The organism is Ignavibacteria bacterium, from assembly GCA_013177855.1.
GTDB lineage: Bacteria > Bacteroidota > Ignavibacteria > Ch128b > Ch128b > Ch128b.
This window is the reverse complement of the sequence record JABLYA010000001.1, coordinates 2,254,264-2,268,688: the sequence shown is the minus strand read 5'-3', so window position 1 is coordinate 2,268,688 and position 14,425 is coordinate 2,254,264. Positions and strand designations below refer to the sequence as shown.

General features: G+C 32.5%; 13 protein-coding genes. 2 read left to right on the top strand and 11 right to left on the bottom strand.

What is annotated here, in order from left to right:
- Positions 1 to 173: 173 nt before the first annotated feature.
- The 5 genes from rdgB to uvrA all read right to left on the bottom strand — a co-directional run bounded on the left by rdgB (position 174) and on the right by uvrA (position 5,966).
- Positions 174 to 776, bottom strand: a complete 603-nt coding sequence (gene rdgB, locus HPY57_09460; GenBank protein NPV12003.1) for an RdgB/HAM1 family non-canonical purine NTP pyrophosphatase — start codon at positions 774 to 776, stop codon at positions 174 to 176.
- A 13-nt stretch (positions 777 to 789) separates the two neighbouring features.
- Positions 790 to 2,133, bottom strand: a complete 1,344-nt coding sequence (locus HPY57_09455) for a 5'-deoxyadenosine deaminase (GenBank protein ID NPV12002.1) — start codon at positions 2,131 to 2,133, stop codon at positions 790 to 792.
- A complete protein-coding gene (locus HPY57_09450) occupies positions 2,130 to 2,477 on the bottom strand; it encodes a carboxymuconolactone decarboxylase family protein (GenBank protein ID NPV12001.1) in 348 nt (115 codons plus the stop codon). Before HPY57_09450 ends, HPY57_09455 begins: the two co-directional genes overlap by 4 nt.
- A gap of 137 nt (positions 2,478 to 2,614) precedes the next feature.
- Positions 2,615 to 3,121 (bottom strand): DUF3575 domain-containing protein, encoded by a 507-nt coding sequence (locus HPY57_09445; protein ID NPV12000.1) that lies wholly within the window; start codon positions 3,119 to 3,121, stop codon positions 2,615 to 2,617.
- 10 nt (positions 3,122 to 3,131) lie between these two features.
- Complete coding sequence (gene uvrA / locus HPY57_09440) at positions 3,132 to 5,966, bottom strand: excinuclease ABC subunit UvrA (protein NPV11999.1); 2,835 nt, start codon at positions 5,964 to 5,966, stop codon at positions 3,132 to 3,134.
- A gap of 82 nt (positions 5,967 to 6,048) precedes the next feature.
- On the opposite strand from uvrA, the gene HPY57_09435 reads away from it, so the two are divergent.
- Positions 6,049 to 6,636 carry a YigZ family protein gene (locus HPY57_09435; protein ID NPV11998.1) on the top strand — a complete coding sequence of 196 codons (588 nt, stop codon included), beginning with the start codon at positions 6,049 to 6,051 and terminating at the stop codon, positions 6,634 to 6,636.
- A 174-nt stretch (positions 6,637 to 6,810) separates the two neighbouring features.
- Here HPY57_09435 and HPY57_09430 read toward each other — a convergent pair whose 3' ends face one another.
- From HPY57_09430 to lepA, 4 genes are all read right to left on the bottom strand, one after another.
- Complete coding sequence (locus HPY57_09430) at positions 6,811 to 7,245, bottom strand: hypothetical protein (GenBank protein ID NPV11997.1); 435 nt, start codon at positions 7,243 to 7,245, stop codon at positions 6,811 to 6,813.
- A gap of 3 nt (positions 7,246 to 7,248) precedes the next feature.
- Positions 7,249 to 9,234 (bottom strand): S8 family serine peptidase, encoded by a 1,986-nt coding sequence (locus tag HPY57_09425; protein ID NPV11996.1) that lies wholly within the window; start codon positions 9,232 to 9,234, stop codon positions 7,249 to 7,251.
- Positions 9,235 to 9,242: 8 nt separating this feature from the next.
- Positions 9,243 to 10,190 carry a signal peptidase I gene (gene lepB / locus HPY57_09420; GenBank protein ID NPV11995.1) on the bottom strand — a complete coding sequence of 316 codons (948 nt, stop codon included), beginning with the start codon at positions 10,188 to 10,190 and terminating at the stop codon, positions 9,243 to 9,245.
- Positions 10,191 to 10,295: 105 nt separating this feature from the next.
- Positions 10,296 to 12,089 (bottom strand): elongation factor 4, encoded by a 1,794-nt coding sequence (lepA, locus tag HPY57_09415; GenBank protein NPV11994.1) that lies wholly within the window; start codon positions 12,087 to 12,089, stop codon positions 10,296 to 10,298.
- Between lepA and HPY57_09410 the strand changes: the two genes are divergently transcribed.
- Positions 12,054 to 12,203, top strand: a complete 150-nt coding sequence (locus HPY57_09410) for a hypothetical protein (protein ID NPV11993.1) — start codon at positions 12,054 to 12,056, stop codon at positions 12,201 to 12,203. The two genes, lepA and HPY57_09410, sit on opposite strands and share 36 nt — an antisense overlap.
- A gap of 26 nt (positions 12,204 to 12,229) precedes the next feature.
- Here HPY57_09410 and HPY57_09405 read toward each other — a convergent pair whose 3' ends face one another.
- Both HPY57_09405 and HPY57_09400 read right to left on the bottom strand, forming a co-directional pair.
- Entirely contained in the window at positions 12,230 to 13,339 is a 1,110-nt protein-coding gene (locus tag HPY57_09405) for a hypothetical protein (GenBank protein NPV11992.1), read from the bottom strand.
- 80 nt (positions 13,340 to 13,419) lie between these two features.
- Complete coding sequence (locus HPY57_09400) at positions 13,420 to 14,148, bottom strand: hypothetical protein (GenBank protein NPV11991.1); 729 nt, start codon at positions 14,146 to 14,148, stop codon at positions 13,420 to 13,422.
- Positions 14,149 to 14,425 lie beyond the last annotated feature (277 nt).

The window sequence follows — 14,425 nt, the reverse complement described above, 5'->3', positions numbered from 1 at the left end:
TTATAAAAAACTTAATGACTATTAATGTAAAGGATCTTAATCTGATTCGTAATTAAAGATATTGTAATTATAGCTCTTTAATTTTTAAAGGATTGAGAGGCGTATTCTTCGATTAAAGATCAAATAATTTGTTAAAAATTTTTATCTCTGAACACAGAAAAATAAAAACTCATTTAATTATCACTAACTTTTTTAAATCTCTCAAAAAGATAATCCCTAAATTGTAAAAGAGCTTTATAACGATGACTGATTTTGTTTTTAATTTCAGAAGGTAGTTCAGCGTATGTTTGATTAAATCCATCTGGTTTGAAGAGAGGGTCGTATCCAAAGCCATTTGTTCCTCTAGGTTGATCGACAATTTCTCCATCAACCATTCCTGTGAAAATTTCATCTTCGGTTTCAGACTTATAATTTATCACACAAATAAATTTTGCTCGGTGAGGTTTTGGTTTATCTTTTAATTCCTGAAGAAGTTTTTGATTGTTTTTTTCGTAGTTATGTTCTTCACCAGCATAACGAGAAGAATAGACTCCTGGTGCGCCGTTTAATTGTTCCACAATTAAACCAGAGTCATCTGCGATGGTTGGAATTTTGGTTATTTCAAAAATTGTATGTGCTTTTTTACGAGCATTCCCCTCAAATGAGTCTTGATCTTCTATTATTTCAATATCAATTCCGAGATCTTTTAGAGTAAGAACTTCAACACCGAGTTCATTCAATATTTCTTTTACTTCTTTGACCTTATTTGGATTATTCGTTGCTAAAACAATCTTCATAAAAATTTAAATCCTATTTCACTCTTTTAAGAAGTTTTTTCAATTCTTCGTTAGACTTTCGAATTATCTCATTTACGTCAAGCGTATTAAATTCTCGGTTTTGATAAACCCACTCACCATTAATCATTACACTTTGAACATTAGTGTGGTCACAGGTATAGACAATACTTGAATACAAGTTTTCTTCATTTACATCAAGCGAATTATGAACTTGATTGAGTTCGAGTAAAACTAAGTCAGCTTTTTTCCCTTCTTCGATACTTCCTATTTCTGCATCAAGATGAAGTGCACGTGCGCCTCCAATTGTTGCAATTTCGAATACTTCTCTGGCTGTCATTGTGGTTGGACCATAAAATGGTTTTTGAATTAACGATGCCAATCTCATTTCCACGAAAATATCTAAAAAATTATTACAAGGAGCTCCATCGGCACCGAGAGAAACAGAAATACCTTCTTTCAAATATCTCGGAATATTTGCAATGCCTGATGCAAGTTTCAAGTTAGATGAAGGACAATGAAGAACTCTTGCATCTCTTTTTTTCATCAGATCAATTTCATTTTCATTTAACCAGATACAATGAGCGATCATACTCTTATCGTTCAATATATTTAATTCTTCAAAACACTCGATATTATCTTTACCGCATCTTTTCCTGACATTTTCGAGTTCAGTTCGGTTTTCGCTTGCGTGTGTATGAAAAAGTGTACCTGAATATTGTTTAACAAGTTCATTGGTTTCTTTCAATAATTCACCTGAACAGGATAAAATAAATCTTGGTGCAAACGCATACTTAATTCTTCCATCAGCTTTATTGTGAAATTCTTTTGCAAGTTCTTCAGAAGACCTTAACGAGTCATTTGTTGATTCGGAAAGTTTTGGATAGAGAGTGTTTATATCCATCATCGCCTTGCCGTGAAAAGCACGAATTCCAGAATTAATTAATTGTTCAAACACAACATCAGAATGATTCATACTTCCCATATCTAAGATGGTAGTAGTTCCACATCTGATTAATTCGCTTATACCAAGTAAAGCTGAATATTTCATTGAGTTTTTATCGTGAGCAAATTCGAACGGCATAATTTTCAATTGAAGCCAGTCAAGCAGTTCAAGATCATCAGCAAGGCCACGGAAAAGTGTCTGACAAAGATGAATGTGGGTTTGAACAAATCCTGGAATTAGAATCGATTCGGGGAATGAAAAGATTTGCCATCCGTTTTCCTGGGCCAGTGATTCAAGTTTAGAGCTTCTTTCAATTTTCTGGATTTTATTCTCAGAAATTAAAACTGAATGACCACTCAAAATCTCATAGTTTTGATTCATTGTGATTATGTATTTCGGAGAAATTACTTTCATTTTAATCTCTCATAAATTTCATCCATAATTGAGAATGCATATCTTAAATGAGGAATAACAATCGAACCACCGACAATTAAAGCAATGTTCATTGCTTCGTAAAGTTCTTCACGCGTTACTCCCTGCTTTACACATTGTTCGATATGATAAAAAATACAATCGTTGCATCTTAAAACCATTGAAGCAACAAGTCCCATCATTTCTTTGTACTTAGCTGGTATCTGCCCATCATGATAGGCTTTTGTATCGAGAGCAAAAAATTTTTTAAAGTCACTAAAACCAGAATTCAAAATTTTATCATTCATTTCGCTTCTAAACTTATGAAAATCATCGTATTTACTCATAGTAATTCCTTTCAAAAATTTTCAATTTAGTTTAAGAAAATTCTTTATATCTAATTAAGCAAATTTCAAATGATTGAAACCAAAGATTTTTTTGATGTCTCAGTTAATCAGTTAATCAGTTAATAATAAGAATTCATTTACTTCCATAAATACCCAAGACTAACTCCGCCAATAATCGAAACACCGCCAAAAGATAATCCAGCTATCTCACCGAAGTAATACCTTAAACCACCGAATATTTCTAAACCAAATTGATTAAAATTCCATTTGTAACCTATATCACCACCAATTCCTAAAAATGAGTTTCTATAAGTTGACGGCATCGCTCTATTTTTTTCTTTAGCAGACCAGAAAAGCAAATCAGCAGAAGGTCCATACCATAAACCAACCACTGGACGTGTTTTTGAATACCAGCGATATGATCCACCCAATCCAAAAGCTGAGTTAGAGAAAGAGCCGATATCATAACCAACAAAATTGGCTCTTAAGGCAATTGAATTTTCATTTTTGTACTTAAATTCATATTGCACATTCATTACACCCCAGAACAATCCAAGTGGATTAACCATAATGGCCTTATCAGGTTGAGCATTTAAATTTGAAATCATCAAAACTAGAAAGAAGAAATAAAAATACTTATTCATAATTTCCTCCTTAATTTTTGTTTTCAAGTTCTGCTTTAAGAAATTGACCGGTATAACTATTCTCAACCTTAGTTAAATCTAGTGGTGTTCCTTCAGCGATGATGTAACCGCCTGCGTCACCACCTTCAGGTCCTAAATCAATTATCCAGTCGGCAGATTTTATTACATCAAGATTGTGCTCAATCACTATAACTGTGTTTCCTTTATCAACCAAACCATTTAAGACTTCAAGTAAAATTCTGATATCTTCAAAATGTAAACCAGTTGTTGGTTCATCTAAAATGTATAAAGTTTTTCCAGTTTGAACCTTTGAAAGCTCAGTTGCAAGTTTAACTCTCTGAGCTTCACCACCTGAAAGAGTAGTTGCTTGCTGTCCAAGTCTGATATAACCTAATCCGACATCGTAAAGAGTTTTAAGTTTTCTTTTAATTCGAGGAAGATCTTCAAAGAAGTGTAAAGCTTCTTCAACCGTCATATCTAAAACATCAGCGATTGATTTACCTTTATATTTTACCTCAAGAGTTTCTTTATTGTAACGTTTTCCTTTACAAACATCACAGAGAACATAAACATCGGGCAGAAAATTCATCTCGATTTTTTTGACTCCGTCCCCTTCACATTCTTCACATCTTCCACCTTTAACATTAAAACTGAACCTGCCAGGTTTGTAACCGCGTATCTTTGAGTCTGGCAATTCTGCAAATAAATCTCTAATCAGAGTGAACAAAGTTGTATAAGTAGCAGGATTTGATCGAGGTGACCTGCCAATTGGTGATTGATCAATTTCGATAACCTTATCTATCTCTTTTAATCCTGTGATTGATTCATAGGGTAAAGGAACAAGCTTAGATCCATAAAAATGTTTGAACAAAATTCTTCCGAGCGTATCGTTAATTAAAGTAGATTTACCTGACCCGCTTACTCCAGTTACACAGATCAATTTACCAAGCGGAAACTTAACTGTTACATTTTTAAGATTATTGCCTTTCGCTCCTTTTAAGACAATATACTTTCCATTACCTTTTCTTGGATTAAAATTAAAAGGAATAAATTTTTTGTTTAATAAATATTGGAGCGTTACTGAATTTGAATATTTCTTTTCACCATTGCTCATAATGTCTTTCAGATCACCCTGTAAAACAACCTGACCACCATTTTGAGCTGCACCTGGACCAAGATCAATTAAGTAATCAGCATTCAGAATTGTTTCTTTATCGTGTTCTACAACAATTATTGTATTTCCCAGATCTCGCAATTCTTTCAATGAATTAATCAATTTCAAATTATCTCTTTGATGTAATCCAATACTTGGCTCATCCAAAACATAAAGCACACCTACCAGCTGCGATCCAATTTGAGTTGCAAGTCTTATTCTTTGAGCTTCTCCACCAGAAAGTGTTGTCGCATTCCTATCGAGAGTAAGATAATTGAGACCTACATTTAAGAGAAAATTTAAACGCATTTTAATTTCTTTCAGAATCTGTCGAGCAATTTCTTCTTCTCTTCCAGAAAACTTAACTTCATCAAAAAATTTCTTCAGGTCCTTAATTGAAAGTTGAGATAACTCACCAATATTTTTTCCGTTTATCTTCACACTTAGAGCATCTTTTTTCAATCTATAGCCAGTACACTCTGGGCAAACCGAAACAGACATATAAGCTTCAATCCATTCCCTGATGCTGTTTGATGAAGTTGTATCGTATGTATGTTGTAATTGACTAACGATACCGCTGAAACGATGGGAGTAAGTTACAAATTCTCCAGAACCTAATTTATATCTAAACTCAAGTCTCTCATTACCGGAACCATAGAGGAGAATATCTTTTACTTTTTTTGGCAATTTTTCGAGTGGGGTATCAAAATCAAATTCGTAAGCCTCTGCAAGCGCTCTTAACTGATTAAAGAACCAGTTATCTTTTGGTTTTCCATAAGGAGCAATAGCTTCTTCGTTTATTGATTTACTCCAGTCGGGAATAACAAGATTTGGATCAATTTGTTTTTTAACTCCCAAACCTTCACAAGCGGGACAGGCACCATAGGGTGAGTTAAACGAAAAAGTATTTGGAGCAAGCTCGGGTAAGCTAATTCCGCAATTCAAACAGGCTAATGTTCTATTATAAATTTTTTCGTAATGTCCATCTGATACGATAACAACACCATTTCCATAATTCAAAGCATATTCAAGTGATTCATGAATTCTTCTTTCTGACTTACGAAGCACTTCAACTCTATCAACAAGAATTTCAATGTTATGAACTTTATATCGTTCAAGCTTCATCCCTTTGACAATATCTTTAATTTCTCCATCAACTCTTGCTTTGAGAAAACCATCCTTTAAAATATCTTCAAACAATTCCCTATAATGACCTTTTCTACCTCGAACAACTGGAGCAAGAATATCAATCTTTTTTCCAAAGAATGTATGAAATACAGATTCATAAATTTGCTCACTGCTCATTTTTTCGACAGGATTACCACATTGTGGACAGTGAGGTACACCAACTCTTGCAAATAAAAGTCTAAGAAAATCATAAATCTCTGTGATTGTTCCAACGGTAGATCTCGGATTTGCAGAGGTTGATTTCTGTTCAATTGAAATTGATGGGCTTAATCCTTCAATGTAATCAACATCTGGTTTTTCCATATTTCCTAAAAATTGACGGGCATAGGCAGAAAGACTTTCGATAAATCTTCTCTGCCCTTCTGCATAAATTGTATCAAATGCAAGTGACGATTTACCTGAGCCAGAAAGTCCTGTAATTACAATGAGCTTATCTCGCGGAATTTCCAGATCAAGATTTTTAAGATTATGTTCTCGAGCACCACGAATTATTATCTTGTCCATATTGTAAATTCAAAACGTCCATTTTATCTTTTCATATTAAATAATCTGTAATTGATTTTCAAACTATAAAATAATTGACAAAATGGATAAATATTTTACTATAGAAGAAGTTTTTATTGATGAAATTAGTGTAAAAGACTCAAAATTTATTGCCTACTTATATCCAATTTCTTCAAAAGAAGATTTTGATAAAATTCTCAAAAGTTTATGGAAAGAACATCACAAAGCAAGGCATATCTGTTATGCTTATCAACTTGATGAAAAAACTTTTCATTATTATGATGATGGTGAACCAAGTGGAACAGCAGGACTGAGAATTTATTCAGCAATAAAAATAAAAAATCTAAATTATGCTGCTATGTTTGTTGTTCGATATTTTGGAGGGACAAAACTCGGAACTGGTCCACTTGCAAAAGCTTATTTCGATGCAAGTATGAAAGTCTTAAACAAAGCAAAAATTGTTGAAAAATATTTTACTGTCACTTTTCTGATCAAATTAACTTACAACCAATTCGAGCGGTTGAAAAAAATATTAATAGAATTTACTCCCTATGAATTAAAACCAATCTATACTGAAAATATAGAATTAAAAATCTCAGTAAAAGAAGACCTTGTTGAAAAATTCAAAATATTAATGAGAGAAAATGGAATAGAAACCTCACTAATTTAATCCCAATAAAAAATTGAATATCGTGATTTCGTTAATTCTATTGCATAATTGATAATAATGAGAGGTAGAATCCTAACTTATTCAGGAAAGATTAATTCAGAAAAATTGATTAGGGTGCTTTAATAAAAAACTCTTAATACCTTTGAACAAAAATATGATTTAAAGTTAAGTTAATTAATAAGCTTGTCTTTTTCTGCTATTGAGAAACAACTTAATCTCACTGAAATCGTTGATCAACGATAGTAAATTGCTAAGAGATGATTGTGTCATTTCAAGATATCTACTCTTAAATGACTCTCGTTGAAAATCAGTGAATTCAGAGGTTATTTGATTTAGAAGTTCTTTTATTTTTACAATCGTTTCGGTGAAAGTATCTGATATTTCTTTTTTATACTCATCGCTTAATTCAGTAGTATTTTGACCTAAAATTTTATAAAGTCCGTAACAATATTTAGAAGTAAAAGCGATGTCTTCTAGTAATTGAAATTGATCTTTCTTATAAACTGCTTCGATTAGATTAAAGACATCGATTTCGTTTGTGAGTTCTTTATTTGAGAAAGCTCTGAATTCATCCAAAAACTTTTCGGCTTCAAATCCTGGATCTATCATATTTTATTTCCTCAATAAAATTAGTTTCTTGGTTGAATTAAATCTCATTGATTTAAAGTTATAAAAATAAATTCCACTCGAGACATAATTACCATTATCATCTCTGCCATCCCACACAATCCAATCGTGAACTCCTCGAGAAAGTCCAACATCATCAACTAAAGTTTTAACTTTTCTGCCAAGTACATCATAAATTTCAATTGTGACCCAGTCCTGTTCGGGCAATTCGAAACGGAATCTTGTTTGATTTACAAATGGATTAGGATAATTCTGCTCGAGTTTGAAACTAGTTACTTGATTTAATGGTCTTCTTGGTGGAAAAACTTTCAACGAAGAAATCTGGAAAGTATAGAAGTGCTCACTTTGTGGTTCGCGATATTCAACTCCATTTGAGTAATATTTGAAATAAAATTTATAGATATCGTCAGGACTTAATGCTGCCGGCAATTCATAATAAAACTTAAAGCCCGATATTTCAGAATTCATCAATTCATTCACTACAATTGACTGAGAATAATCAGTCAATACAACCAATCTTACGCTGTCAATTTGTGAATTCTCAAAAAAGGTTTTGTAAAGAATGGACTTGCCTGATCTTTGAATTAAAAGTGGATAAGAAATAGCTTTCTTCGCATTTGCAATTCCCCAACCATAAATCGTATCAGGACGATCCGATTGACTTGCTGTATTTCTTATTGCATCTCTCACCTGATATTGATTTATTTCAGGATAATGTGAAATAAGCAGAGCAGCTATTCCAGCGACAATCGGCGTCGATGCAGATGTACCATAAGCATAAGTGTAATTTGAATAACTTCCAACAGAAACAGAGTAAACCATAGTCCCCATCGCACAAACATCAGGCTTAATTCTACCATCACTTGTTGGTCCTCGAGAAGAAAATGATGCAATTGAACCATCGGAATTCACAGCACCAACTGCTAAGACATATTTTGCATCGGCGGGTGAGACAATGTATTTCCAATTTGAATTGTATTCGTTACCCGCAGCTGTGACGGTAACCACTCCTCGAACAAATGCAGAATCAACTGCTCGCGCAACAATTGTGGTCTTACCATCCATATCTCGATATGTATAACTTTCATCTGGATTATCAAATTCACTATATCCAAGTGAACTGCTGGTTACATCAACTCCGAGTTGTTCCATCCATTCAAGTGCTGCAGCATAATTATCTTCTTCAATTCTTGTTTCTGATCTAATATCTTCAGTCTTTGCAAGAATAAATTTTGCATCATAGGCAGAGCCGTAAAGTTTTCCATCTTTCTTACCACCAACGATGCTTAAAATCATTGTACCATGAACATCTTGTCCTGGATCATCATTGGATTGATTAGCTGTGATTGTATCCTGAAATACAAAGTCATATTCAGCTAAAACATCTGTATTTTCAGTTGCTTCGTGTGATTTCCATCTAAAACCTGAGTCTAACAAACCAATTATCACATTTCTACCCGTAATTCCCTTTGAATGAACTTCTGGAATCTCTGATAATTGAAGTTGAGTAAAAGAAGGTCCGTAGTTATTTGAATAAATTTTGTTTAATAGTTCTAAGGATGAATTGTAATTTGGATTTCGACTCTTAAAAATTTTTACTTTTTCAATCTTTTGAATAAAAGGAAGATTTTTTATTGCAGTTAATTGAGCATCACTCAGGTAGGCCGAAACTGCATTAAACCATTTCAATTTATTTACGGGCTCAATTCCAAATTCTTTTAATTTCAAAATGTAAGGTTCATAAATCGGAAAATCTCCATAACTAAATATTTCGCTGCCAAGAACTTTTTTTCTTCTTTCGATTGCTCTTGGAGAATATTCAGCTAATAATTTTGATTCGATTTCTGACTTTTTGAAATATCTTAAATCGCTTTCGCCTTTGTCCTTAAAATAAATCAGATATTTACTTTGAGAAAAAAGCTGGAGCGAAAAAATAAAAATGATTGGAAAAAAAATTAATCTCTTAGTCATATCTTAGATTAATTGTGTATCAACTTAGCGATACGATTTAACCTGATGGAAGACAACTTTTTAATTACATCAGGAAACATTGGAAGTTCTTTATCCCACGACCAATAAATGATAAGAGGTTCGCCAATAATTAAATCTTCAGGAACATAACCCCAGAAGCGGCTATCAGCACTATCATCACGATTATCACCCATCATAAAATAGTAATTCTTTTTAATCACATAAGTCTTGGCTGGAACACCATCAATTGTTATTTGGTCACCAATTACTCTTACAACCTCTCGACCGTATTCACGATTAATTAAAGTGCGATATTGCTCAATATTATCAAGTGAAAGATGGACTGTATCACCTTTTTTGGGAACATAAAGTGGTCCATAATTATCTTCATTGAAATTCGAAAATCTTGGAAAGATGTACGGATTACCTATACCTTTTGGAGTTGGAACTGGATTTAAAAATTTCATCTTTGGAGGCGGAGGAAAGAGTTCGCCATTTACATACAAGACTTTATCAACAATCGTTATAGTATCGCCCGGTAATCCGACACATCTTTTGATATAATTCATAATTTCTTCATGTCGAAGCTCATCCCTATCGCCAGGATATTCAAAAACAATTATATCTCCACGTTTAACTTCTTTTAATTTGGGAAACTGATAATAGGGCAAAGCAACATTTGTAAATGGGATATTTCTCGGTGTCGTTGCACCAAGTGTAAATTTGGTTACAAGCAGGAAATCACCGGGCAGCAAAGTATCTTCCATTGAACCGGTTGGAATAGTATATGCTTCGATAACAAATGTTTTAAGAATTAATGCAGCAACTGCAGCCCAGAAAAAGTTTCTTAAATTATCCAGAAACTTTTCTTTAACGGTTCTTTTTGCTTTTTCTTCTTCACGCTTCCTTTTTATTTCCTGTCGTTTACGCCAATAATTTTTGAGCCAATCTATCATTTAATTTCTCCTCAATCAGATTTAATGAATTTAATTATATCCTTATTTGATTTTAAGATGATTTTGTTCCATTGGAAAACTTAAGATCAAGAACATAAACATTAATCAATCTTCCATAGATAGGATAGCAAGGAAAGCTTCCTGCGGAATTTCTACATTTCCAACCTGCTTCATTCTCTTCTTGCCTTCTTTTTGCTTTTCAAGAAGTTTTCTTTTTCGAGTAACATCTCCGCCATAACATTTTGCAAGAACATTTTTTCTAAGTGGTTTGATTACATCACGAGCAATTACTTTACTACCAATGGCTGCTTGAATTACAACCTCGAAAAGTTGACGAGGGATAAGTTCCTTCAATTTAGAACAAAGTTTTCTCCCCCATTCATAAGCTTTAGATCGATGGACAATAAATGAAAATGCATCAACTGGATCACCATTTAATAAAATTTCTACTTTAACAAGATCAGATTCGCGATAACCAATGAATTCATAATCAAATGAAGCATAGCCTCGGGAGATTGATTTTAACTTATCATAAAAATCAAATATGATTTCGGAAAGGGGAAGTTCGTATTGCATATCCACACGAGTGGGACTCAAATAAGTTGTGCTTTTATGAATTCCTCTTCTATCCATACATAACTTCATAATATTCCCGATATATTCAGCTGGAGTAACAATCTGAGCTTTAACATAAGGTTCTTCTATAAAATCAATTTCACCTAATGGAGGCATAAAGGCAGGATTATCCACAACAATTTTTTCGCCGTTTCTCTTGGTCACATGATACTCAACATTTGGAATTGTTGTGATAATATCCTGATTAAATTCTCTCGAAAGTCTTTCTTGAACAATTTCCATATGAAGTAATCCAAGAAAACCACAACGAAAACCAAATCCAAGCGCTGCTGAAGTTTCTGGTTGATAAGTTAAGGCAGCATCGTTTAGAACATATTTATCTAAAGCATCTCTTAATTCTTGATATTTATCACTGTTAGTTGGATACAATCCGCTGAAAACCATTGGTTTTATTTCTTTGTATCCGTGTAATGGTTCAGCCGCTGGATTATCAACCGTGGTAATTGTATCTCCTACTTTTGTATCGTGAACATCTTTTACACCAGCGATCAGATAACCAACATTTCCTGCTTCAAGAATGCCTTTTCTGACTGGTTTCAGTTCAAGCACGCCGACTTCTTCAGCGATAAAAGTTTTATCTGTCCGGAAGAATTTTATTTTTTGACCCTCTTTTAATTCTCCATCAAAAATTCTGATATAAGTAATAACCCCGCGATAAGTATCATACTTTGAATCAAAAATCAATGCTCGAAGAGGTTTATCTCGATTATCCTCAGGTGGTGGAATTCTTTCAACAATTGCTTTTAATATTTCATCGACACCAATTTTTTGTTTTGCCGATGCAAGAATAATCTCTTCCTTTTTACAGCCAATTAGATCAATGATTTGTTGAGAAACATTTTCGATATCTGCACTAGGCAGATCGATTTTATTAATAACCGGAATAATTTCGAGACCTGCTTCAATTGCCATATAAAGGTTACTGATGGTCTGAGCTTCAACACCTTGAGAGGCATCTACGACTAATATTGCACCTTCGCAGGCAGCAAGAGAACGCGAAACTTCGTATGTGAAATCAACATGACCGGGAGTATCGATTAAATTAAGCGTATATTCAATACCGTCTGTATGTTTATATTTCATTTGAACAGCGTGAGACTTTATGGTAATTCCGCGCTCACGCTCGAGATCCATATCATCCAGAACCTGATCGACAAGTTCTCTTTCCGATATTGCTCCTGTTCTTTCGAGCAATCTATCTGCCAAAGTCGACTTACCGTGATCAATATGAGCAATTATGCAAAAATTCCTGATGTTCAGCATAACTCCGTTGAATTAATTTTCATTTTCCTGATTGCAAAGATAACAACTAAAAGAATGATAAAAATTCTGGTTCAATATAAGATTGAAAGAGAAAATCTAAAAAAGCAGTATTAAAAAGTATGTAATAATTTTAAAGTGATTTACTTCTTTTTTTCTTGTTGGTACAAGTAAAAGAATGTTCTATACAAATTTTTATTGTAAAAGATATAATAAAGATAGTAGTACCTTAGAACGAATAAAACTGAAATAATAATTAACGATGATAAAAATAATTTTAAGGATAAAATATGAATGCTAAATGTTGAAAAATTTGTTATTAAATTTTTATCACCAATAATGAAAGCTTGATAAAAGATAATTATTAAAATATAAATGAACGATAAATAGACACTTGAGGCCAAATTTCTTGAATAACTATATAGATTAAACCAATTAATTAACATTTCATTTAAAGCGCCTCCTTTTTGATAAATATAATTTCTGCAGTTCCAATAAACTAATACTTTATCTTGTTCTAAATCTGAATCAAATACCTCTTTATAAGCAACTTTGAATTTATTAATAAAATTATCATCAAAAGTGCTGTAAATATTTAATGAATACTTTAACACATTTTCAATAACCCCTAATTTTTTTATTAGCTTAGTGTCAAAAATTCTTATAATAAATGATATTAGAAAATTATCTTTATTATTTTGACCGCGCTCTTCTTCTACATGAATTTTATTTATGTAAGATAATGATATAATTCCCAGCAGAACAATTACTGCTAATGAAATGAAGAACAATTGTTTTTGAAATAAGAAAAGATTTATTAAAAACAATATGTTCGAAACAAAAACCAAGAAAAACAAAACCCTTTTTAATTTGTTATTACTATTACTATTACTATTACCAATTATTTTAAATAAAATCACATATGGATATTTATAACATTTACCAACTAATAATCTATCTAGAAAAAAAGCGGAAAGAGACGCAATTAAATGACCGAGTGAGTAACAAAAAATAATAAATAAAACTAGAAATACAACCTCAGAAGCCCAATGGGAATTAGAACCAGAAAAGTATGATTTAAAAGATGAGATTAAATAATGAAAAGGCGGAAAAGGGCCTTTATAAAATTCCTCTATTAATTTCTTAAAAACATAAATTATAGATAAAAACACAGCCCCAGGTAAAAAATATCCTAAAAAATCATAAGTGTGAAAAGTTATACGAATATCTTTCTTCCCGATTTCATTATCCATAGAACCTCCTTATTGTTTAGATAAAAAATAGAAAAATGGTCAGTCCAATTTCGACTGACCATTTATATTTACTCTATAATTTACTGGCCTTTTTTATTTGCCTTTGTTGCTTGAGCTTTTTTTACACCTTCACGCTGTGCTTTTGTCTTACCTGAATAAACTCTTATCCCCAATTTTTCCATTAATTGTTTGTTATCTTTCAAAGCAACTTTTACAATACTAACATATTGAGATAGCCATTTATCCAGAGCATTCAAAGCAGCTTCTTGATCTTTAGTAGCCTGTTGAGCTGCACCTTTAGCTGCTTCCTGTCTTAAGTTAGCTTGCTCGAAATCAATTATCTTTTGTTTTTCTGAATTCAATTTAGCTTCATCATAACCAAAATGAGTAAGCGAATCCAAAATTTCTGGAATGGTCAAAGCATTATTAAAGGCATTCATACTTACGTTGAGAAAGTCAGCTGTTTTGAGAGGCATTTTCCCGGTTATTCCTAATTGTGCAAGTCTTGATTTATCATCCTTAAATACAGCACGTGCAACTTTTGCCAAATCAAGATAAGCTTCACGAGCAATTTTTTCTATTTTTTTAAGAACCTCTGTTGCCTGATATTGGGCACCAGCAGCCTTGGTTTGATTGTTTTTTGCTTCAACAGCTGCTTCATAAAGATTTTTACCCTCTTCGATTTTCTCCTTGGTATAACCGTATTTTGATACATATCCAAGGATTTCAGGGTCGGCTAATGAATTAAATATCACCGTCTGAGCTGAAGTTAACAACTCAGAAATTGAGCGTTTATTTAAATGTGCCATAGAATATCTCCTTAGATTTGGTTTTTGATTAGTTAATTAAATAACTGTCTCAAATAGAAACAGTCAAAAAAACTCCAAAAACAAATCAATTTTCAATCCTAATAATAGATTTTTTGCCCAATCCCCGGATAATACAGAATTTAAAATCGAGCAAAAAATCAAAATTTTTTCACTCGATTAATTGAATATTTTAATAAATTTTTTCGATTACCCTTAAATTCTGGTGTAAATATATGAAATATGCAAAAAAAATCAACTTCTATTAATTAAAAATTAA